The organism is Streptomyces soli (assembly GCF_003999195.1).
GTDB classification, from domain to species: Bacteria; Actinomycetota; Actinomycetes; order Streptomycetales; family Streptomycetaceae; genus Actinacidiphila; species Actinacidiphila soli.
Genome location: NZ_RJVR01000081.1, coordinates 1 through 20,449, shown reverse-complemented (window position 1 = coordinate 20,449; position 20,449 = coordinate 1). Strand labels below are relative to the sequence as shown.

19 protein-coding genes and 1 pseudogene are annotated in these 20,449 nt (G+C 69.0%); 11 read left to right on the top strand and 9 right to left on the bottom strand.

The window, feature by feature from the left end; all coding sequences use genetic code 11:
- The first annotated feature begins 450 nt into the window (after positions 1–450).
- Complete coding sequence (locus EFK10_RS47070) at positions 451–594, top strand: hypothetical protein (protein WP_164835856.1); 144 nt, start codon at positions 451–453, stop codon at positions 592–594.
- An 86-nt stretch (positions 595–680) separates the two neighbouring features.
- Positions 681–3,734: a Tn3 family transposase gene (locus EFK10_RS06660; protein WP_127354818.1), complete on the top strand. Its 3,054-nt coding sequence runs from the start codon at positions 681–683 to the stop codon at positions 3,732–3,734.
- Positions 3,735–4,131: 397 nt separating this feature from the next.
- Here EFK10_RS06660 and EFK10_RS06655 read toward each other — a convergent pair whose 3' ends face one another.
- Positions 4,132–5,010 carry an alpha/beta fold hydrolase gene (locus EFK10_RS06655; RefSeq protein ID WP_127354817.1) on the bottom strand — a complete coding sequence of 293 codons (879 nt, stop codon included), beginning with the start codon at positions 5,008–5,010 and terminating at the stop codon, positions 4,132–4,134.
- 110 nt (positions 5,011–5,120) lie between these two features.
- Here EFK10_RS06655 and EFK10_RS06650 point away from each other — a divergent pair, with 110 nt between their 5' ends.
- Both EFK10_RS06650 and EFK10_RS06645 read left to right on the top strand, forming a co-directional pair.
- A complete protein-coding gene (locus tag EFK10_RS06650) occupies positions 5,121–7,058 on the top strand; it encodes an AfsR/SARP family transcriptional regulator (protein WP_127354816.1) in 1,938 nt (645 codons plus the stop codon).
- A gap of 402 nt (positions 7,059–7,460) precedes the next feature.
- The gene (locus EFK10_RS06645; RefSeq protein WP_127354815.1) at positions 7,461–8,351 is read left to right on the top strand and encodes a recombinase family protein; all 891 of its coding nucleotides are present in this window, start codon (positions 7,461–7,463) and stop codon (positions 8,349–8,351) included.
- A gap of 3 nt (positions 8,352–8,354) precedes the next feature.
- On the opposite strand, the gene EFK10_RS47065 is transcribed toward EFK10_RS06645, so the two are convergent.
- Positions 8,355–8,498, bottom strand: coding sequence for a hypothetical protein (locus EFK10_RS47065; protein ID WP_164835855.1), 144 nt, complete (start codon positions 8,496–8,498; stop codon positions 8,355–8,357).
- A 489-nt stretch (positions 8,499–8,987) separates the two neighbouring features.
- Here EFK10_RS47065 and EFK10_RS06640 point away from each other — a divergent pair, with 489 nt between their 5' ends.
- Positions 8,988–9,725 carry a dienelactone hydrolase family protein gene (locus tag EFK10_RS06640; protein ID WP_127354814.1) on the top strand — a complete coding sequence of 246 codons (738 nt, stop codon included), beginning with the start codon at positions 8,988–8,990 and terminating at the stop codon, positions 9,723–9,725.
- A gap of 451 nt (positions 9,726–10,176) precedes the next feature.
- Here the strand turns inward: EFK10_RS06640 and EFK10_RS06635 are convergent, their stop codons facing one another.
- A complete protein-coding gene (locus tag EFK10_RS06635; RefSeq protein WP_127354813.1) occupies positions 10,177–10,821 on the bottom strand; it encodes a dihydrofolate reductase family protein in 645 nt (214 codons plus the stop codon).
- A gap of 104 nt (positions 10,822–10,925) precedes the next feature.
- Between EFK10_RS06635 and EFK10_RS06630 the strand changes: the two genes are divergently transcribed.
- Positions 10,926–11,423, top strand: coding sequence for a winged helix-turn-helix transcriptional regulator (locus EFK10_RS06630; protein ID WP_114247314.1), 498 nt, complete (start codon positions 10,926–10,928; stop codon positions 11,421–11,423).
- A 116-nt stretch (positions 11,424–11,539) separates the two neighbouring features.
- Here EFK10_RS06630 and EFK10_RS06625 read toward each other — a convergent pair.
- The 3 genes and pseudogenes from EFK10_RS06625 to EFK10_RS06615 all read right to left on the bottom strand — a co-directional run bounded on the left by EFK10_RS06625 (position 11,540) and on the right by EFK10_RS06615 (position 13,611).
- A pseudogene (locus EFK10_RS06625) lies at positions 11,540–12,381 on the bottom strand (IS5 family transposase).
- Positions 12,382–12,421: 40 nt separating this feature from the next.
- Positions 12,422–12,628, bottom strand: coding sequence for a hypothetical protein (locus tag EFK10_RS49645; protein ID WP_240677036.1), 207 nt, complete (start codon positions 12,626–12,628; stop codon positions 12,422–12,424).
- 206 nt (positions 12,629–12,834) lie between these two features.
- The gene (locus EFK10_RS06615; protein WP_127354812.1) at positions 12,835–13,611 is read right to left on the bottom strand and encodes an alpha/beta fold hydrolase; all 777 of its coding nucleotides are present in this window, start codon (positions 13,609–13,611) and stop codon (positions 12,835–12,837) included.
- Between the two features lie 112 nt (positions 13,612–13,723).
- Here EFK10_RS06615 and EFK10_RS06610 point away from each other — a divergent pair, with 112 nt between their 5' ends.
- The 3 genes from EFK10_RS06610 to EFK10_RS06595 all read left to right on the top strand — a co-directional run bounded on the left by EFK10_RS06610 (position 13,724) and on the right by EFK10_RS06595 (position 16,381).
- A complete protein-coding gene (locus EFK10_RS06610; RefSeq protein ID WP_127354811.1) occupies positions 13,724–14,551 on the top strand; it encodes a helix-turn-helix domain-containing protein in 828 nt (275 codons plus the stop codon).
- Positions 14,552–14,828: 277 nt separating this feature from the next.
- Positions 14,829–15,848 (top strand): tyrosine-type recombinase/integrase, encoded by a 1,020-nt coding sequence (locus EFK10_RS49640; protein WP_240677035.1) that lies wholly within the window; start codon positions 14,829–14,831, stop codon positions 15,846–15,848.
- A 41-nt stretch (positions 15,849–15,889) separates the two neighbouring features.
- Positions 15,890–16,381, top strand: coding sequence for a hypothetical protein (locus EFK10_RS06595; RefSeq protein WP_127354810.1), 492 nt, complete (start codon positions 15,890–15,892; stop codon positions 16,379–16,381).
- Positions 16,382–16,541: 160 nt separating this feature from the next.
- Here the strand turns inward: EFK10_RS06595 and EFK10_RS06590 are convergent, their stop codons facing one another.
- Positions 16,542–17,699, bottom strand: a complete 1,158-nt coding sequence (locus EFK10_RS06590) for a hypothetical protein (RefSeq protein ID WP_240677034.1) — start codon at positions 17,697–17,699, stop codon at positions 16,542–16,544.
- Between the two features lie 173 nt (positions 17,700–17,872).
- Positions 17,873–18,016 carry a hypothetical protein gene (locus EFK10_RS47060; RefSeq protein ID WP_164835854.1) on the bottom strand — a complete coding sequence of 48 codons (144 nt, stop codon included), beginning with the start codon at positions 18,014–18,016 and terminating at the stop codon, positions 17,873–17,875.
- A 4-nt stretch (positions 18,017–18,020) separates the two neighbouring features.
- On the opposite strand from EFK10_RS47060, the gene EFK10_RS06585 reads away from it, so the two are divergent.
- Both EFK10_RS06585 and EFK10_RS51910 read left to right on the top strand, forming a co-directional pair.
- Positions 18,021–18,605: a hypothetical protein gene (locus EFK10_RS06585; RefSeq protein WP_127354809.1), complete on the top strand. Its 585-nt coding sequence runs from the start codon at positions 18,021–18,023 to the stop codon at positions 18,603–18,605.
- Between the two features lie 14 nt (positions 18,606–18,619).
- A complete protein-coding gene (locus EFK10_RS51910) occupies positions 18,620–18,754 on the top strand; it encodes a hypothetical protein (RefSeq protein WP_265737476.1) in 135 nt (44 codons plus the stop codon).
- A 33-nt stretch (positions 18,755–18,787) separates the two neighbouring features.
- Here EFK10_RS51910 and EFK10_RS06580 read toward each other — a convergent pair whose 3' ends face one another.
- Positions 18,788–19,675 (bottom strand): LLM class F420-dependent oxidoreductase, encoded by an 888-nt coding sequence (locus EFK10_RS06580; RefSeq protein ID WP_127354808.1) that lies wholly within the window; start codon positions 19,673–19,675, stop codon positions 18,788–18,790.
- Between the last annotated feature and the right edge of the window lie 774 nt (positions 19,676–20,449).

Below are 20,449 nucleotides of genomic sequence, written 5' to 3'. Positions count from 1 at the left end.
GCCATACGCCCGAGCTTCGATATCGCGGAGAACTGCATTCGAGGTCGCCTCTTCCGACGGAGGAAGCCCGAGGAAATCCGCCGGGCAAGCGAGAGTGTTATAGATCCGGAAATATTTGGTCAATGGCGACTTCTACTACCTAATTTCGTATTCATCATGATGAGTCACTTCACCAGAGCCGCAGTAACAGGTCGCAGAACGTCTGATTTACTACTATCGAGCATCGTAGTGACGCACACCATATGGCGAAGGTCACGGCAGCGGGAAGATTTGAGTGATTCGCGAATTGCCACCAGTGCCGAAAGAACAAATCAGACAAATAATGCTAATTAGAGTCATTTAATCGATCTGTCTCTGGATCCCGATAGCTCCTGCCTCCGCCCATGCGACCGATACGGCGATGCCGCGAGCCGTCTTCCTTGCTCAGTCTCAGTCGCCCGCACGCTGTTCATGGGCTCGGCCGCCACGCTGAAGGCCGCGACGAAGGGCCTGGACGAGCCGCACGTCCGCCTCGGGATGGCCATGCCCGGCGACAGCATGGGCAACTTCCGCACCGCCCTGAACGGGGTCCCGCCGGTAATGCTGCTGGATTGAACGCTAAGGAATGATCATGATTCGAGGGGTCTCGGTTCGATCACTGCCGGGGTGGGTGTGATGCCTGTTGCCTAGCGTCACGATGTGTGACTGTTGAGTATCTTTCAGAAGATCAGATAGCCCGGTACGGACGCTTCGCCGGGGAGCCGTCAGCGCAGGAGCTGGAGGAGTTCTTCCGGCTGGACACGGTGGCGCTGGAGCAGGCGGTGGCCAAGCGGCGGCCGCACAACCGGCTGGGCTTCGCGGTTCAGTGGGGCACCGTACGGATGCTGGGCACCTTCTTGTCGGCGCTGGCCGAAGTACCGCCAGGGGTAGCCGAGTTCGTCGCGGAGCAGTTGGGGATCGACGGTCCGTCGTGTCTGAAGCAGTACCCGGAGCGGCTGCCGACCCAGCACGAGCACGCCCGGGAGATCCGGAAGCTGCTGAAGATCCGGGATTTCGACGACGGTGATCTGGCCCTGCGGGAGTACATCGCCGGGCGGGTGTGGGTGTCGAACGAGGGGCCGCGGGCGCTGTTCGACCGGGCGGTGACGTGGCTGCTGCGTAACCGGGTGCTGATGCCGGGGCTCACGCAGGTGGCCCGGCTGGTCGGTGAGGTCCGTACCGGTGAGCAGGCGCTGATCTACTCGGTGGTGGACGCGCCGGTGGGTTCGGGGTTCCGCCGGGGGCTGCTGGAGCTCCTCGATGTCCCGGAGGGGGCTGCGCGGTCTGTGCTGGAGGGGTGGCGCAAGGGGCCGCGGGATGTGTCGGGGCGGGGGCAGAAGGCCGCGTTGGAGCGGGCGCGGGACATCCATGGGGTGAGGTCGGGTGAACTGGATTTGTGGCGGGTGCCGCCGGTGAAGCTGGCGGAGTTGGCCCGGTACGGGATGAGCGCGCATGCGCCGACGCTGCGCAGGCTGGCGGAGCCGCGGCGTACGGCGACGGCGCTGGCCACGATGCGGCACTTGGAGGGGTCCTCGGTCGATGACGCGCTGACGTTGTTCGACACGTTGATGGCCACGAAGCTGCTGGCCCGTGCGGAGCGCGAGGAGGACAAGGCCAAGTTGAAGGGGCTGCCGCGCCTGCGGAAGGCGGCGGCGAAGGTGAGGGACGCGGTCTCCGTGTTCCTCGATGTCCCCATCGAGAGTGACGGTGGTGAGGGCGGCGGGGAGCCGGTGCCGCTGAGTGTGGCCCAGGCGTGGGAGCGGGTCGAGCAGCTCGTCACCCGCGAGGAGTTGGCCAAGGCGATCGTGGACCTCGGCGAGCTGCTGCCCGAGGGCGCGGACGAAGACGCGGATACGGCCTGGCGCAAGCAGCTGCTGGAGCGGTATGCGACGGTGCGGCCGTTCACCTCGCTGCTGGCCGAGGTGATCCCGTGGGGTGCGACGCAGGCCGGCACACCGCTCGTGGAGGCGCTGCGGGAGCTGCCGAAGGTGCAGGCGCGGCGCAAGCCGGGCCCCGAGCACATCGACGCGTCGTTACTGGACGGCACATGGCGGCGCCTGGTGCTGGGCAACCCGTTGCTGGCGGTGAACGGGTACATCGATAAGCACGCGTGGACGTTCTGTGTGCTGGAGGGGCTGCACACGGCGCTCAAGCGCCGGGATGTGTTCGCCCGGGGCGCGGACAACTGGGGTGATCCGCGGGCGAGGCTGCTGTCTGGGCCCAACTGGCAGGTCAACAAGGCGAGGGTGCTGACCGCGCTGGAGCTGTCGGGCAGTGCGGACGAGCACCTGGGCGAGCTGGAGGTGCTGCTGGACGAGATGTACGCGCATGTCGCCGAGGGCCTGCCTGACAATGCGGCGGTGGACGTCGTGGACGGGAAGATCCGCCTGGATCGTCTGGAGGCGGAGCCCGAGCCTGCCGGGTTCAAGCCGGTGCACGACGCGGTGCAGGCGATGCTGCCGAGGATCGACTATCCGGAGCTGCTGCTGGAGGTCCACGCCCGGACCGGCATGTTCGACCCCTTCGAGCACATCGGAGGGAAGGTCGCCCGCCCCGCCGATCTGGACCTCACGCTCACCGCGCTCCTGGTCAGCAAGTCCACGAACATCGGGTTCGAGCCGGTCATCAAGCCCGGCGAGAAGGCGCTGACCCGCTCGCGGCTGGCCGCTGCGGAGTGGGGTTACTGGAACCTGCCCGGGATGAGTGCAGCCTCCGGGCTGCTGGTCGCCCGGCAGGGCGACATCGACCTCGCCTCTGACTGGGGTGGCGGGCACGTTGCCTCTGCCGACGGGATGCGCTTCACTGTCCCGCTCAGATCTATATATACCCGTCCGAATCGGAAGTATTTTTCGACAGGTCGCGGGGCGACCTGGCTCAACGTCGTCTCGGACCGGGTGATGGGCCTGGGCGGCATCGTGATGCCCGGCACGCTGCGGGATTCGCTCGGCATCCTGGACGCGATGTTCAACCTCGACGGCCCGGTCCGCCCGGAGATCGTGATCACCGATACCGGTTCGTACAGCGACCTGGTCTTCGGGCTCTTCGCGATCTGTGGCTACCAGTTCTCCCCCAGGATCGCCGACATCTCCGACGCCCGGCTGTGGCGCCTGGACATGGCCAGGGACTACGGGCCGCTCCAGCCAGTCTCCCGCCAGCGTGTGCAGGTCGAGCGGATCCGGCAGAACTGGGAGGACATGCTCCGCGTCGCCGGGTCGCTCACGACCGGCAAGGTGCGGGCGTACGACCTGCTGCGGATGATGACCAGCGGCGACCGCATGACGGGCCTGGGCGACGCGTTCGCGCACTACGGCCGGATCTTCAAGACCCTCCACCTGCTCCAGTTCATCGACTCCGAAGCCTACCGGCGCATGATCGGTGTCCAGCTGAACATCGGCGAGGGCCGCCACGCGCTGGCCCGGAACATCTTCTTCGGACGGCTCGGTGAACTCAGGCACGCCTATCGGGAGGGGATGGAGGATCAGTTGGGGGCACTGGGCATGGCCCTGAACGCAGTGGTCTGGTGGAACACCCTCTACATGGACGCCGCCGTCAAGGAGTTGGAGGCCGGCGGGCTGACCATCTCATCCGAGATCCGCTCCCGGCTCTCTCCACTGGTCCATGAACACATCAATTTCCATGGCCGGTACCCGATCGTCCGCTCCCACGGCGACGGCTCGCTGCGCCCGCTGCGCGACCCGGCCGCGACCGACGAATAGCCCCGGCGGCAGTCGGCCCGGCGGCGCCCCACGGAGGGAGGGGCGGAGTCCGGGGCCGGGATCGGGAATATCGGGCGGCGGCCTGTGGGTACGTCTGTACAACGAAGGGCCGTCTCCCCCCGCTTCCTACTGGGGGGAGACGGCCCCGCGCCGAACGCTGTCGACATCGTGAGTACCGTCGCGATCGCCGCTGCGGCCTTCGCCTTCTCTCCCTCTCACCTTGTCCGGCGTGCTGGCCACCGCGGCAACGGACATGTGGGGCATGGCCAGGGGGTGCGTCCACACCCGGGACTAGAGCTGTTCCTGGCCTCTCGCAGCGCCCGGGACCGGTCCATTGCCGAAAACCTAGGGCTCGCCGACCGACCGTGGCCCAGCCGGCGAATCGGAAACAGGAGGCTCAGCGGGCCAGCAGGTCCTGGATCGCCTCGGCGATCTCGTCGGGTGCCTCCTCGGCCATGAAGTGCCCCGCTCGGGTCAGCCGGTGGTCCAGGTCCGGCGCCCACGCCTTCCATACCGCGGCAGCGTCATAGCCCAGCTGCGCGCCCCAGTCCTGCTGGACGACCGTCACGGGCATGGCCAGCTGCGACCCGGCGTCCAGGTCCGCTTGGTCGTGCGTGACGTCGATGCCCGCCGAGGCCCGGTAGTCCGCGACGATCGATGTCACCGCCGCGGCGCTCGCCCGCAGGTACTCGGCACGCACATCCTCCGGCATGGCGGTTGGGTCGTTGGCCCAGGCGTCGAGGAACGAGCCGAAGAACGCGTCCGCGCTGTTGGCGATCATCGCCTCCGGCAGGCCTGGCGGCTGCGCCATGAGGAAGAGGTGGTAGCCGACCGCCGCCGAGGCACCGCGCAGGACGTTCCACATGTCGAGCGTCGGCACGATGTCGAGGATGCCCAGGTGCGTGATGGTCTCGGGGTGGTCCAGCCCCGCCCGGAAGGCGACCAGGGCGCCCCGGTCGTGGCCGACGAGGGCGAAGCGCTCGTGGCCGAGGGCCGCCGCCAGGGTCACGACGTCGGCGGCCATGGTGCGCTTGGCGTACACATCGGGGTCGGTGACCGTCGGCTTGTCGCTGGCGCCGTAGCCCCGCAGGTCAGGACAGATCACCGTGTGCTTGTCGGCGAGCCGCTCGGCGACGTGTCGCCACATCAGGTGGGTCTGGGGGAAACCGTGCAACAGCACGACCGGACTGCCGCTGCCGCCGACAGCGGCAGCCAGCTCCACACCGTCCGCACCGGGCAGGCGGATGTGATCGAAGCCGGGAAGGGTGAGCGTCATGAAGGCCATCTTTTCGGGTGGGGGACTGACCGGATCAGCCTGGGCGACGGCGATCAGCAGCCGATCAGTACGGTTGGGCGCAGCCGACCCCAGGCGCAGAGGATGGGGTCATGCGAATCGACGTGCTCGGTGCCGTGCGGGCCTTCCGCGACGACGGCAGTCCGGTTGACCTGGGCGGACCCCGCCATCGCGAGGTACTCGCCCGGCTCGTCGCCGCCGAGGGACGGATGGTCACCACCGACGGCCTTGTCGACGACCTGTGGACCGATCCGCCGGCCCGCGCCGTGGGCGCCTTGCGTACGTTCGTCGCCGCGCTGCGCCGCGCCCTCGAACCCGACCGGCCGCCCCGCGATCCCCCGCGCGTACTCGTCACCGAAGGTCCCGGCTACGCCCTGCGCCTGCCGCGCGAGGACGTGGACGTCCATCGGTTCCAGGACACCCTGGCCCGCGCCCGCCGCAACCCCGACGCGGTGACCGACCTCGGCACGGTACTCGCGGACTGGCGTGGACCCGCCTACGCCGATGTGACCGGCTCCCCATGGGCACAGCGCGAGCGGACCCGACTGGAGGAGCTGAGGTTGGAGGGGGCGGAACTGCGCGCCCGCATCCTCCTCGACTCCGGGGAAGGGGCCGACCTCGTCGCCGAACTGGGTGCCCACGTCGCCGAACATCCGTGGCGCGAGCCGGCCTGGGGGCTCCTTGCCCGCGCGCTCCACCGCGCGGGCCGCCAGGCCGACGCGCTGGCCACCCTCCGCCGCGCCCGCAAGATGCTCGTTGATCAACTCGGGCTCGACCCTGGTGCCGACCTCCAACGCCTGGAGACGGACATCCTCAACGGGTCCGTGCCCCCCGAAGGCGCACGTACCGCGTGGACCGGCCATGGCGTCCGTCTCGGCCCGCGCACCACCGTGGATCTGGCCCGCACCCTCGCACTGGCGGGCGGCGACGCCCTCGTCCACTCGCGGCGCGACCGCCTCGCCGCCGTCCAGGCGGCGGAAAGCACGGGAGACCTCTCCCTGACCGCCCGGATCATCGGCGCCTACGACGTGCCCGCCATCTGGAGCCGGGCCGACGACCCCGAGCAGTCCCGCGCCGTCGTCGCGGCTGCCGAGCGCACGCTCACCGCGCTCGGTCCCGACGGCCCCGCCGACCTGCCCGCCCGCCTCCTGGCCACGATCGCCGTCGAGAGCCGCAGCGCCGATCTGTCCAGGACCGAGCTGCAGCGCGCGCAGCAGGCGGCACTGCAGGCCGAGGCACTGGCACGGGACCTGGCCGATCCCGCCCTGCTGGCCTTCGCCCTCAACGGGGTGTTCCTGCAGTCCTTCACCCGCCCCGGGCTCGCGGCGGTACGGGACCGGATCGGCGCCGAGATCCTCGACCTGGCCACCCGGCACGAGCTGCCGAACTTCGCCGTACTCGGCCGACTCGTCCGCCTGCAATCCGCCTCGGCCCTCGGCGACCTCGACGCCGCAACCTCGCACGCCAAGGCAGCCGAACAGCTCGCCGCTACCACCGAAGCGCCCCTCGTCTCCGTCCTCACCGGGTGGTTTAGGGCCCGGGCCACGGCCGCCCGCAGCGCCGAATCCGGCGGACCGACCGCCGCCACGGCCGCAGCGCACTACCGCGCTGCCGAGGACGCCCTCCAGACGGCCGGAATGCCGGGGCTGCACCGGGGCCTGTTCCCGCTCGCCCTACTGGGGCTGCGCCTGCTGCACGACCGGCCCGCGCCCACCGACCCGCACCTCGACTGGGGCCCGTACCGACCCTGGGCGCGACCCCTCGTGCTGCTCGCCCAGGACCGAGTCGAGGAGGCCCGTGCCACCCTCGCCGCGGTGCCCGAACCACCGCGTGACCACATGCAGGAAGCGCTGTGGTGCCTGACCGCCCGCGCCGCCGTACGCCTCGGCGAGCGCGGAATCGCCGCACGCGCCGAGGCTGCCCTGCGCAATGCCCGTGCCGAACACGCCGGCGCCGCCAGCGGAATGCTGACCCTGGGCCCGGTGGCGCGCTACCTGGCTGAGGCGGAGGCATGCGCCGGAGCGGGGTAAGCGACCGCAATACGCGAGCCCCGAGCCAGTGTGCGCCCGCCCCACGGCCCCCGCGTGATCAGGTCGCCAGGGCGTTCAGAGGGCGTCCATTGCCGCCGCCAGGCGGTCGGTGACGGTCTCGGCGTCGCACGTGGTGTCACTGCCCGTAAGCGTTCGCGAAGGCCGTCGTGGCGATCTGGGCGACAGCCCTGGTGGTCCCTGCTGGCGACCGCATCGTGGGGCCGCCGAGCGGTCCGTCCGCAACTCTTCGCAACAGGTGTGACGCTCGGCGACTCTCATAAATGAACAGTTGAGACAGTTCTGAGAGACCCCCGAATCGTGCCCGGTTTGCCCCGGGAATCGCTCGCAGAAAACCTCTCAAAACTCCGGCGTTCTGAGAAGCACTTCTGAGAGACTTCCCGCATGGAGCTGACGCCCGATCAAGCGGCACATGCGGTAGAGCGCCACAACTGCCCCAAGTGCGAAGTCCCCGCCGGGAGTCCGTGCCGCACCCGGGCCAGCAAGACCGCGGTGAAGTACCACACGGCGCGCTTCATCCTCGTCCCAGCGCTCCGCGAGGAACTGGAGATCCCTGTTCCGGCCGACCGGCAGCCGGGCCGGCCGTGGAAGCAGGGCCCGCCCGCCCCGGAGGTGCCCGCCGCCGCGAGCGTGGCCAAGCCGATCCGGATCGGGTACGCACGGTGCTCAGTTGCCACGCAAGAACTGGCGAGCCAGCTCCAAGCCCTGGAGCGGGCCGACTGCAAGCGCGTTTTCTCGGAGAAGATCAGCACCCGCGTCAAGGTCCGGCCCGAATTGGAGGAGGCGCTCAAACTGGCGCACGACTTCAAGGAGGCGGCGCCCGACCAGACGGTGATCCTCACCGTCCACGAGCTCAAGCGACTCGCCCGCAACGCGGCGGAGCTGATGACGCTGTCCGCCGCGCTCCAGGCCGGCGACATCCAGCTCGAACTCCTCACCGGACCGCTCACCGGCGTCTACGACCCCAACGGCATGGGCTCCATGCTCTTCGCCGTCCTGGCCGTCGCCGCCCAGCTCGACCGCAACTACATCCGCGAAAAGACCTTGGAGGGCCAGGTCGCCGCCGCGGGCAAGGGCAACCACGGCGGACGCCCGAAGGTCATCGACGACGACATGCTGCTGTTCGCCCGCGCCCTCAAGGACAAGGGCACCCCCGTCCCAGACATCGCGAAGAAGCTCACCATCAAGACCGGCAAGAACGCGGGCAAGTCCCCCTCGGTCGCCTCCCTCTACCGAGCCTTCGCCGAAGCCGAGGAGACGGACACTGCGGCTTAGCGTTCAATTCAGCAGCATTACCGGCGGGACCCCGTGGTGGTTCCTGGTGGAGCTGCCGTTGTACGCGGCTGCTGAGGCCCACGGCCGCTTCACCGCCCAGCCGTCGCCGGTGACCTTCGCCGCGCCGGCCGCCGCGTGCACGCCCATCGAGGGCCAGGACTACAGCGATCTGCCCACGCACCGGCCCGGGCGTACCTCGCGCTGGTACATCGAGCACCTGGAGGCCGATACGGAGGCGCCGTGGGCGGTCCACCGCGGCGACTGTCATGCCGGCCGGGGCCCTGCTCTCCCCCCGGTTACCCGGCCGGGACCGTGCCGCGCGGGCCCGGCTCGTTGGTCCGGGTATGACGACGACCGCGCTCGCCGACGCGCCGCGACGCGGCCGGTGGGACGCGATGTTCTTCCGCGCTGCGCTGCGAGAGGTGCCGCCCGGCGTACGGTCCGGCCAGCTCATCACCATCCTCGAACCGGCCGCTGAGGTGTGGGACCAGGCGTGTCCGGATAGTGCTGCCGTGGGGACGGGGTTTGTGACGGTTCTTGTGAGCCCTCGCCGGATTTCAGAGGGATACCCGCGCTGTTTTGCCAGCGGCAGAACACCGGCCGGACCGGGCTCGACGATCACTACAGTCCAGTCTCATGACGACGATTACGACGCGTACGGTCGAGTATCCGGCCGACGGTTTGACGATGATCGGGCACCTCGCTCTCCCGGCCGGTGTCGACCGCCGGCCCGCGGTGCTGCTCGGACCAGAGGGCATGGGGCTCAGCGACGTCGAGCGCCGCCGGGCCGATGCTCTCGCCGAGCTGGGATATATAGCGCTGGCCTTCGACCTTCACGGCGGGCGCTATTTGGGCGACCCCGAGGAGATGCTGGCCCGTTGCATGCCGCTGCTCGCTGATCCCGACCGGATGCGGGGCATCGGCCATGCGGCGCTCGACGTGTTGCGCACCGAACCGCGGACCGACCCCGACCGGATCGCCGCCGTCGGCTACGGCACCGGGGGCGCCGTCGGGCTGGAACTCGGGCGCGGCGGCGTCAGCCTGCGCGCGATCGGGACAGTCAACGCACTGACCACGGGCCGACCGGGCGAGGCGGCGCGCATTCGCTGCCCGGTGTGGGCCGGGGTCGGGTCGGAAGACCCGATCATGCCACCCGCGCAACGGAACGCGTTCACCGCTGAGATGCAGGCCGCGGGCGTCGACTGGCGCCTCGCGGTCTACGGCGGCGCCTTGCACGCCTTCCACCACCCGCCGGTCGACCACCCCGTGGTCCCCGGCGTCGGCTACCACCCACGGCACGCGCAGCGAGCCTGGCGCGACGTCGTCGACCTGCTCGCCGAGTGCCTGCCGGTGACGGAGGATCTGGGGGCATGACCCAGGCAAACATGCTGGCGCCAGGCCTGGTCGGCGTCGGGCACTGACAGCCCCCCTCCCCTCAAGTCCGCACAGCAGAACCGCATTCGGGCAGATGCTCGATCGCGGAGACGTATTCACAACTGCCGCAGTAAATACCGGATTTAGAGGCCACGCCGATAGGCACGGGCGGGGCCCATTGGCAGACGGGGCAAGCACAGGTTCCGTGATCATGGAGTTGCGACGCTCTGTGACCAACGGAGATCCTGTGCCTGCGATGCCATCATGTTGGCGAGCCCGGCCACGGTCGCGCGGTCGTTGAAGGCGCTGCCGATCAGGATCAGCGGCGCGCCCTGGCCGGTCGTGTCGACGGCGAACGTGGTGCCGTCCCTGGAAGTGATGTTCGTCCTGTCGGCCTTCGGAGCGTGCGGGGTGGGAGACCGAGGCCGATTGCCGCCTGCGCGGGCGGTCGCTACGGCCGGGTGAAGGTCATGTGCGTGACGCCGCTGGGGGTTGTCACGGACTCGGCCTGGAAGCGCTTCTCGAGTCCTTCGAGTCCGTCCCACAGGCGCTCGCCACGGCCCAAAACGATCGGGACGACGGCGATGTGCAGATGATCGATGAGGTCTTCGACGAGGAACTCGCGGATCGTGGTCGGCCCGCCACCGATCCTCACGTCCAGGTCGCCTGCGGCCTCGCGCGCCTGACGGAGTGCCTCCTGCGGCGTGGCGTCGATGAAGTGGAATGTGGTGCCGCCCTCCATCTCCACCGAGGGGCGGGGGTGGTGGGTCAGGACGAACACCGGGGTGTGGAAGGGCGGGTTGGGCCCCCACCAGCCGTTCCAGTCGTCGTTCTCCCATGGCCCGCGCTGGGGGCCGAACTTGTTGCGGCCCATGATCTCCGCTCCGATGCCGACATCCCAGGTGCCGGCGATGGCGTCATCGACCCCAGTGCTCCCGTCCGGCTTGCCCAGCATCTGCTGGAAGGTCCTGGTCGGGAAGAACCACTCATGGAGCCGCGTGCCGGCGTGGCCGAACGGGGCGTCGAGACTCTGCCCTTCACCAGTGGCGAATCCGTCGATAGAGACGGAGAAGTTGTGGACCCTCACGCGGGACATTGCACGGACTCCTGCCCTCGAAGCGATGTGATTGCGAACTGCAATCACTAGCCGTGGGCGAGCCTAGACTCGGTGATGGCAGAATGCAATCACTGGAGGTGGGCATGCGAGACAAACCGCGGTCCGGATGCGCGGTCAACGCGGCGGTGGAGGCACTCGGGGACCAGTGGAGCCTCATCGTCCTGCGCGACGTGATGTTCGGCGGGCGCCGACACTTCCGCGAGCTGCTCAGCCACTCCGAGGAGGGGATCGCGTCGAACATCCTCAGCAGCCGCCTCAAGGCCCTCGTCGCCGGCGGTCTCCTCACGCAGGAGCAGGCCGAACGAGGACGTCGAGCGACCTACAGCCTCACAGAAGCGGGCATCCAGACAGTCCCCATCATGGTCGCGCTCGGCTCCTGGGGAATGCGGCACCGCCCGACCACACCCGAACTCAGCGTCCGCGCTCGCCTCTTGGAGGACGGCGGCCCGCATCTCTGGGAGGACCTCATGGACGAACTCCGCGAGGTGCACCTGGGTATTCCCCGCCCGAACCCCAACCACCCCCGGGCCTCCGAACTCCTTCAGGCAGCCTACGAGCAGGCACTCACGGAGGCGCACTGACACACCCCTCCGGCCGGCATCAAGATCGCTTGGAGTACTGGTCCTCCGCCGATACCCATCTTTCCGCGCGGGCGGCCTGACGATGATCTTTAGAGGCCGCGCGGACAGGCGGCAGGTCATGGTCGGCGTCGGGGGCGTTCCTCCCAGCGGTGGGTGGTCCATGCCTGCCGGATCAGGCTACGGACGGTGATGATCGTGTCGGCGAGGTCGAAGAAGGTGTCGATGACGGTGGTGCGCCGCTCGTAGCAGCGGGCGAGCCGGTGGAACGCGTTCTGCCAGGCGTGGGTGCGTTCGACATGCCAACGCTGACTGGCTTGGATGGGCGCCTTCTCCCCTTTGTGCGCGATGCGTCCGTGCAGGCCGCGTTCGTTGAGCAGAGCGCGGGTGGTGTCCGAGTCGTAGCCGGCGTCCAGGTGCACGGTGATGTCGTCGGGCAACGGCCCCAGGTCGTCCAGACGGTCCAGGGTCGGGGCGAGCAGCGGGGAGTCGTGGCGGTTGGCACCGGCCAGGACACGGCCCAGGGGAATCCCGTACCCGTCCGTCATGCCCGAGCGTTTGAGGCCCTGTTTGCCGCGGTCGACCGGTGAGCGACCGGCCGCCCGCCGCCTCCGGGGGCCTTGGTGATGGAGCCGTCCACGGCGATCTGATCGAGGACGAGGCCGACGATCCGGTCGTAGGACTCCAGCGCGATCTGCTTGAGCTGGGCGAAGACGCCCTGTCGTATCCACTCGTCGCGGCGGCTTCGGATCGTGGTGGCCGAGCAGGTGGTGTCGGCGATCGCCTCGTAGGAGCAGCCGAAGCGCAGCAGTTGCAGCATCTTGTCTAAGATGATCCGGTCGCTGATGCGTCGGCGGTGGCAGCCGAGTGGATGGTCCGGGTGGTACTCCGGCCGCTCGGGCAGCAGGGACGCGAATTGGTCCCAGAGCGGTTCGGTCAGCCATGATGGCAGCGCGGGCACAGGTCTCCCCAATGAGTGGTGTGCATCGTGAAGTTGCTGGTCACGGCTCTGGTGTGAGGGGCAGGAGAACTACTCGTGCTGGTCGTCGGCTGGTGTCCACGACGATCAGGTCAGAGGCCACGTGGCCATGCCGCGGGCTCGCCCTTGGTCCGCAGACGTCCCCGGGCCACGAGGCGGCCGAGCCGTCGCTGCTCGCCTCGTAGAGCGACAGCAGACCCTCGACGTCACCGGCCTGCAGGTAGTCCATGAACAAGGGCCCCACCTGCTGAGGTGTCTCGGCACGGCGCCGGGCGGTGAGGCCGACCGGCTTGTCGCCCCGGTCGGCCGCGGCAAGCAGGTCTGGCGGGGGTGCGTATCAACGTGGGAGGGCCGGGCCTCAGCCTCGCGCTGTCACGCGGCGGGGCGTCCCGCGGGTGATCGGTGACGAAGTCGATTTTCAGGCCGCGCAGATAGTCAGGCTGCTGGTGCGAAGGCCGTGATTGCGTCGGCGAGGTCGGCCGGAGCTTCCAGCGGGATCAGGTGACCCGTGTTCGGAATCACCGCGAAGTCGGCTCCGGAGAGGTAGGGCACCAGGTTGTTGACGAGTACGTCGACGGGCTCGACATGGTCGTTCTCTCCGGCGACGACGAGGGCGGGGACGCTGATCATGCGGGTGTGCTCGCAGACGTCCTCCGCGATGCCGCGCAGCGGCCACTCCGTGCGGGCGGCGTCGGTGCTGGCCCGCGAGTCGGTCGCGATCTGCGACTTGATCGATTCGGGCAGCTCGGTCGCGGTGAGGATGTGATCCCGTGCGCCAGCGACGGACTCGTCGGAGTCGTAGGCGTGGGAAAGGCCTTCCCGGTACTCGGGAGTGATCCCTGCGGCGGGCTTCGCCGGAGCGGAACCAACGAGGATGATCCCGCGGAGGCCGGCGGGCCGGGTCGCCGCTATGAGCTGCGCGATCTTGCCACCCATGGAATGTCCGACGAGGACGTAGTCGGTGACGCCCGCGTCGGCGATCACGGCGAGCGTGTCGTCGGCGAGTTGGCGGAGGGTGTAGGGGCCGGCCAGGTTGCTCGAGCGGCTCCACCCGCGGAAGTCGACAGTGAGCATGTCGCGTCCCGCGAGGCGGTCGACGACGAGGTCCCAGGTGCGGGCGGATCCACCCCAGTAGTGCAGAAACACCAGGGTCGGTCCGGTCCCCCGCCGGTGGTCATAAGCGGGCAGTAGCGGCTGCTGCGTTGGGTTCATCGTGACTCTCTCGATCAGTGTTCTGGGGCGGTTGTTCTGTGTGTTCATTGAATCTCTTCCGCTGTGCCGGGGCATCGGCATGACTGGTCGCCTGATGGTGGAAACTGGACAGATGACCGTGATCCGGCAGATGACCTACCAGCCCGTCGGGCGCCGTGCCGCCACTGTCGAAACCATGACGTTCGACCGCCTTCGCGAGCTGAACGACGGCGGGACACAGCGTGCAGACTTCCACGTCCTCGCCGTCGTCGATGCCGGGCACGGATCCGTCACCGTGGACTTCCTCCGACACCCGCTCCAGGAGCGGTCCGCGGTGTGGGTCGCTCCTGGAGCTGTGCACCGATGGGATGACATCGCTGGCGTGGCTGGGCACGTCGTGCTGTTCGTGCCGACCGCGCCGGTCACCCACGCCACCCGGGAGCTCGTCGCGTCCCCGGACCTGGTCGCACACTGGAGCATTCCCGACGCCGACTGGCCGTTCGTCGACACCGCCCGCAACCATCTCCTCCTCGAAGCATCCGCCCCACCCGGGGATATCTCGACGGAGCTGCCCGAGATCCTGCTCTCCGCGCTCATCGCCCGGCTCCGGCCCCCCCACGCCGAAGCACGGTCGATCAATCCGGTGTTCCGACTATTCCGGTCCAGCGTCGAAGCGCACTTCCGGGAACATCACGACGCCGGCTACTACGCCCGGACACTGGGATACGCGCCCCGCACCCTCTCAAGAGCGGTGCAGCAGGTCACCGGCCGCAGCGCGAAGGCGTACATCGTCGATCGGATCGTCCTGGAAGCCAAACGGCTCCTCGCACACGACCGCCTCACCGCGGCCGCCTGCGCCAACACGCTCGGCTTCCCCGACGCGTCCAACTTCTCGGTGTTCTTCCGGAAGGCGACAGGCATGCGCCCGGGCGCGTGGCAGACGACGGTGGCCGTCGAGTGAGGGGGTGTACTTAAGAAAGGCATCATCTATGATCACAGAGCGTCGCAACTCCATGATCGCCAGGGCCCTGTACCTGCCTCGCTGCTTGGGTACCACCGTGCCTATCTGTGCGACCTCTTACTGCGGCGGAGCCCCTACCGTGATCACCGCGACCTGTGGCGGACCATTCCGGCCGCCGGAGTGAGGTGTACGCATTTACTGCGGCAGTGCTGGAAGGGCGGGGCGGACGTGACGATCGAACCAGTGACCGAACTCGGAAGCGGGGGGTGCGCTTCGGTTGCCGCGCGCCCGGGTGGTGCCCCTGTCCGCCCCTCCCGCCGCGTACACCGCGGCGGTCGAGCGGTACCTCACCGGCGCGGGCATCGCGAAGTCCTCCGCGCGGATCTACCGGATCTCGCTGACGACGTGGGGGTGGATGCTCGCCGGCGAACCGGCGCCGACCGGACCCGCCCGCCGGGGCGCGAAGCCGCCCGTCTTCCCCGTCGCGGCGATCGACGACCCGGCACTGCCGGAGGTGCTGGCCGAACTGGCGGCGGCGCGGGCGGATGCGATGGACGCAGACACCGTCAACCGGGAACTGTCCATCGCGCGCAAGGCGATCGGCTGGTGGCAGCGCCAGGGCTGGATCGAGTGCGATCCGACGATCGGCATCGAGCGGCGGCCGGCGCCGCCCGACCGCACCAAGGCCCTGGCGCAGAACCAGATCTCCGCCCTGTGGCGCCTCGACGTCGGGCTCCGGGAGAAGACGCAGTGGAAGATGCTCTACGAGTCCGCCGCTCGGGCCGACGAGGTGCTGTGTCTCAACGTGGAAGACCTGTACCCGCAGGACAAGCGGGGGAAGATCACCGCCAAGGGCGGGGCAACCGAGTGGATTCACTGGCAGTCCGGCACCGCCCAGCTACTGCCCCGGCTCATCGCCCGCCGCACGCGCGGCCCGCTGTTTCTCACCGACCGCAAGGCACCGGTCGGAACACCGACGCTCGACGTGTGCCCGGAGACCGGCTGGGCCCGGCTCTCCTACCGCCGCGCTGAGGAGATCTTCGAGGAGAACACCCGGCTGCTGGCCAACCCCTTCGCCTCACCCGACGACATCGAGGACCTGGACGGCTGGACCCTGCACCGGCTCCGGCACAGTGCCTTGACGCACGACGCGGAAGACGGCACCTCCACCCCGATGCTGCTGGCCCGCTCCCGCCACGCCTCCGTCCGCTCCCTGGAGCGATACGCACGGCCCGGCGTCGACTCGGTCGCCCGGCACGTCGCCGAACGCGACCCCGCTGCACGTCGCCGCACATAAATCCGAGCGGATCAGGGCTTCAAGATCATCCCGTTGCCCCTTTGGCGCGTATCTCGGTCACACCCCAGGAATGGGCTCCTCCCCGCCCTGTGCTGTGGGGCAGCTTCAACGGTCTCGCGTACGTGCCGCGACTCCCCCCGACCGCCTACACCCTGCTCCTGCACCTCCTGACCCAACAGGAGTCCGGCGGCCTGGTCGTGGCCACCCACGACGAACTCGCTGAAGGCCTCGCCCTGGAGCGCGGCATGATCAGCCGCGCCATGCCGTACCTCGTCGCCGCCCGTCTCGTCACCGTGGTCCGCCGCGGCCGCTTCCAGCTCCACCCGATGCTCGCCGCCTTCGACCACCCCAAAGACCAGCAGCGAGCCATCGAGGGCCTCCCAAGGGACATGCGCCTGGACGAAGGCGACTTCGAAGACGAATACGAACGTCGCCTCGAACTCCACCAACAGGAGAAGGCCCGCAAAGCCGAGATGCGCAGCAAGGTCACCTCGATCGGTAGCCGGCGCCCACGGCTCAAGCCGGTGCCCTGATGCTTCGCCTCACCCCTACGGCGCTGCTCCCTTGAGACAGGGAGCAGCGCCGTTCGCTTGGCCGCAGCTGGTGCGTACACCGCTCCCCTCCGAGCGGGGAGATCTGCAGGAACCCGCGCTCTGGGGTTGCCTGCATGGTGCCGCTGAAGACCTGCGCGCGCTACAGAGGTGTTTGCCGGGTCGGGAGCCATCCGTACCGGCGCATTGTGTGGACGCGCACGCTGCACCACCGCGAGCAGTACACCCGCGGCCGCCGGGTGGAACCGGGCATGGGCTGCGCGCACACCGGGCAATGGCCGGCCGGGATGACGGGAGCCAGCTGCTCCAGCAGACGGTGAGCGCGGTCCTCCTGACCCGTGTCGAAGGGGATGCGGTCGGCCGGACAGCCGGAGAGGAGTTCGCCGAACGAGGCGCGGAAGGTGTGAAGGTCACGTCGCCGGGCCCCCAGCAGCGCCAGATAGTCGTCGACCGGCCAGCTTGCGAGGGTGCCGGAGCGGGTGAGGTAGAGGCCGAGGGTGTCGATCCGGTAGCGGTCGGAGGTATCGAGCAGGAGGTAGCCCAGCAACTGCCAGGCGGTGCGCTTGGACAACTGGTGCGGGTGGCGGGTGCTTTTGAAGTCGAGCAGCAGGCCGTCGACGATGAGGTCGGCGTCCGCGTCGAGGTCGACGCCGGCGAACGTGGGGCCGCCGGTGCAGTGCGTTGGCTCCGTGTCCGCGCGGAGCCCGTCCAGGGGGCCGTCAGCGGCCTTGTAGACCTGGTTGACGACGTCGGCCACCAGGTCCCGATGGGGCAGGTCCAGCAGCCGCTGGAGGGTGAAAGCGTCGGGGTCCTCCCACGCAGTGAGGAACAGCGGCGTGTAGGTGAAGCCGATCGAGGTACGGCAGCCGACCTGGTACCAGGCCGCGGCCAGCAGCATGCGGGCCAGGTCCTCTTCCTCGTCCTGCGTGCGCTCCAGCTCCAATTTCCGGGAGTCCAGGCCCAGCCGGTGCACGGTCTCGGTCAAGCGCACAGCCAGTTCGTTGCCGACCGCGCGCATCCGCAGGCCGGCGCCACCACAGTGCCCACTGAGCTCGATACCGATAAGCGTCGCCTCGTCCACGGGCGCGGCCGCGGTGAAGGCGAGACGCAACCGCTGGTCGATCGCGGTGCCGACGGTGCCAGCCTCCGTACCGACACCGGGCGGGGGGAGCAGGACATGCTGGGTGGCGTGCTGGGCCCGGAAACTCTCCCGTAGCGGCCGGGGGCCAGCCGACAGCTCGCGGTCCAAGAAGCGGCGCAGCGGGGTGCGAGGGCTTTCAAGTCCGGAGGTCAGACTCATGCTGCCCACCGCCCTGAGAGAGCGTCGTCGAGGGGCGGGGCGGACGCGCTGGAGATGCGGATGTGTGCGTCATGCCAGGGACGCTAGGAACGGGGTCGGACATTTTGTCAGACAAATGGAGCAGCCCATGTCACCCGGGCAGGGAGCGTTCACTCGTACAGACCCTGCAGCGCTCAGACATCGAAGGGAGCGTCGGGCGAGTCCCCGTTTGTGAAACCCGTGTAGGCGGTCGGCGGTAGCGTGATCAGCCGGGTGTCGGCGGAGGGGGCGTTCGAGTGAGCAGGCAGGCCGTTGCGTACGTGCAGAGGACGTGCCAAGCGGGTGTTCCTGCTGCTGGCCGAACGTACGCCGGCGCTGGGCGACCCGAGGGACGAGGACCCCGCGATGGGGCTTGAGCTCCATGACGTCGACATCCCCGACCTCGCGGCCAGGGCCGGGATCGACGCAACGGAGTTCCGGCGGCTGCTGCGCGTGCTGAAGGAGAGCGTCCCGATGGACGTGCTCGAACACGCCGATGGCGTCTGGGAGATCGTCTACGGGCCGTCGTACACCGACCGCAAGAAACCGACCCCGGGCACCGGGGCCACGCGCGAAGTGCCGGACGCCTCACCGCAGGCGTTCGGGATGCCGGGCTGGATCCGCTACAGCACCTGGGGCTACGAGGACGGCCTCGGGCAGAGGATGGCGGCCCAGGTTGCCGACGATCCGCGCGCCGAGCGGCGCCGCAGGCTGACCGAACCGGACCTGCAGTACGCCGAGTTCTGCGACCGCACCGGAACACCCTGGCGCTCCACTCTGCAAGGTGACCTCGCGTGGACCGTGTACCAGGCGGAGCGCCATCGACGCGGAGAGACCGACGAGGATCCGTTTGAGGCGTACAACCCGTTCCAGCAGGGCCGCCGCTGATCGGCGAACCCAAAGTGTTCAGGAAACTGAACGCCGTAGCGGTCATCCCTGCTCGGATACTCCCCGACCCCCGATACGCCCGCCCCGGCGTCGATGCGGTCGCCCGGCACGTCGCCGAGCGCGACCCCGCCGCCCGACGGCAGCACTGACGCCTCAAGATCAACTATTGGCGGCTTCTGGGCTCACCTCGGCGACACCCACAATAGAGAAGCGAGCCTGCGCCATTCCTCCCTCGGGAGCTTGTCCCTGTGGGTGCCGGTGAGCACCTGGAGGGCCACGTGGTCTGCGCCTGCCTGATGGAAGGTGTCGATGCGGTCGCGGATGCGGTCCTCGTCGCCCCAGGCGAAGACCGCGTCGATCAGGCGGTCGCTGCCGCCCTCGGCCAGGTCGGCCTCGGTGAAGCCGTGCCGCAGGAAGTTGTTGGTGTAGTTCGGCAGGGTGAGGTACATGGCGAGGGCGTCGCGGGCCAGCGCGCGGGCCCGGGCCGGGTCGGTCTCCAGAACCACCTTCAGCTCCGGGGCGAGCAGCGGGCCCTCGCCGAGGATCTCACGGGCCTGGGCGGTGTGTTCGGGCGTGACCAGGTAGGGGATGGCGCCGACCGCCCGCTCGCCGGACAGCTTCAGCATCTTCGGGCCCAGCGCGGCCAGCACCCTGCTGTCGGCGGCGACGCCGGCCTCGTCCAGCTCGTCGAGGTAGCCGGTCATCGCCGCGTACGGGCGGCTGTAGTCCTTCACCAGCGGGCCGTGGCTCACGCCGAGACCCACCAGGTAGCGGCCGAGGTACGCCGATACCACCTCGGCGAAGCCGGCCGCGGTCGTGGCGGCCTCCTGCTGCCAGATGTTCAGGACGCTGGTGCCGACGAGGATGCGGCGCGTCGCCCCGATCAGCGGGGCGGCATGGTCGGCGGTGCTGTTGTTGCCGAGCCAAATGGCGCCGTACCCGAGTTCCTCCAGCTCGGCCGCGGCCTCGTCCAGTTCGCCGCGCCGGGCCGGGTCCTCCGAGCGCAGTTCGACGCTCCAGGCGCCGTACCGGCCGACTCGCTGCTTCAAGGGGACTGTGGTGTCGCTCATCGGGTGTTCCCTCCGGGTGGTGGGCTGTGCCGTGATCATCACGTCTCCAGCCACTGCCGACCGGAGGGCGTCCCGGGTCGATTCCCGCCGTTCCCTCAGTTGGTCGAACGGCCCATTCACGTGCGACCTGGTCGGCGCCGTCCGCTGGCGGCTTTTGGGCTTACCGCGGCGCTACCCTCTTTTAAGGGCACACTGGCGTTTGTGACCACGCTGACCAACGCGCTCGGGCCTGCCGGGCGTGGAGGACGTCAAAGGGCTGGCGGGGCCGGACTTGACGTAGGCTGCCCGAGCGCGAAGCGGGGTGACGCGCAGACGTAGGGGGGATTTTGGATTCGGGCACTGTTGTGGCGATATGCGCAACTATCGTTGCTGTGGCGTCACTAGCCGTCTCCGTGCAGGAGTCCAGAGCCGCCCGTCAACACAACCGACTCTCCGTACGGCCACTTCTCCAGTTCCAGCACACATGGCATCAGGGCCGCACGGCAGGTTTACAGCTCATTAGCTCGGGTCTCGGCCCGGCGATCGTCACCGGAACCGCCCTGGCAGTCGACGGCGATCAGGTAGGCGAATACAGCAAGGCGAACGTCGACCGAGTGCGAGACATGATCTCGTTCCGTCCCTCCGCTGAGGCTTGGAGCGGGAGGAAGTTCCTGAAGACTGACTACGACATGTACCTGCTAAGTGGTCGGCGCCGTAAGTCCTTCGGGGGTTGACGTCGGAGGGGGTGCTGGGCTGGTGTCTGGTTAGGTGCCGGGGGCGGCGAGGTGGAGTCGG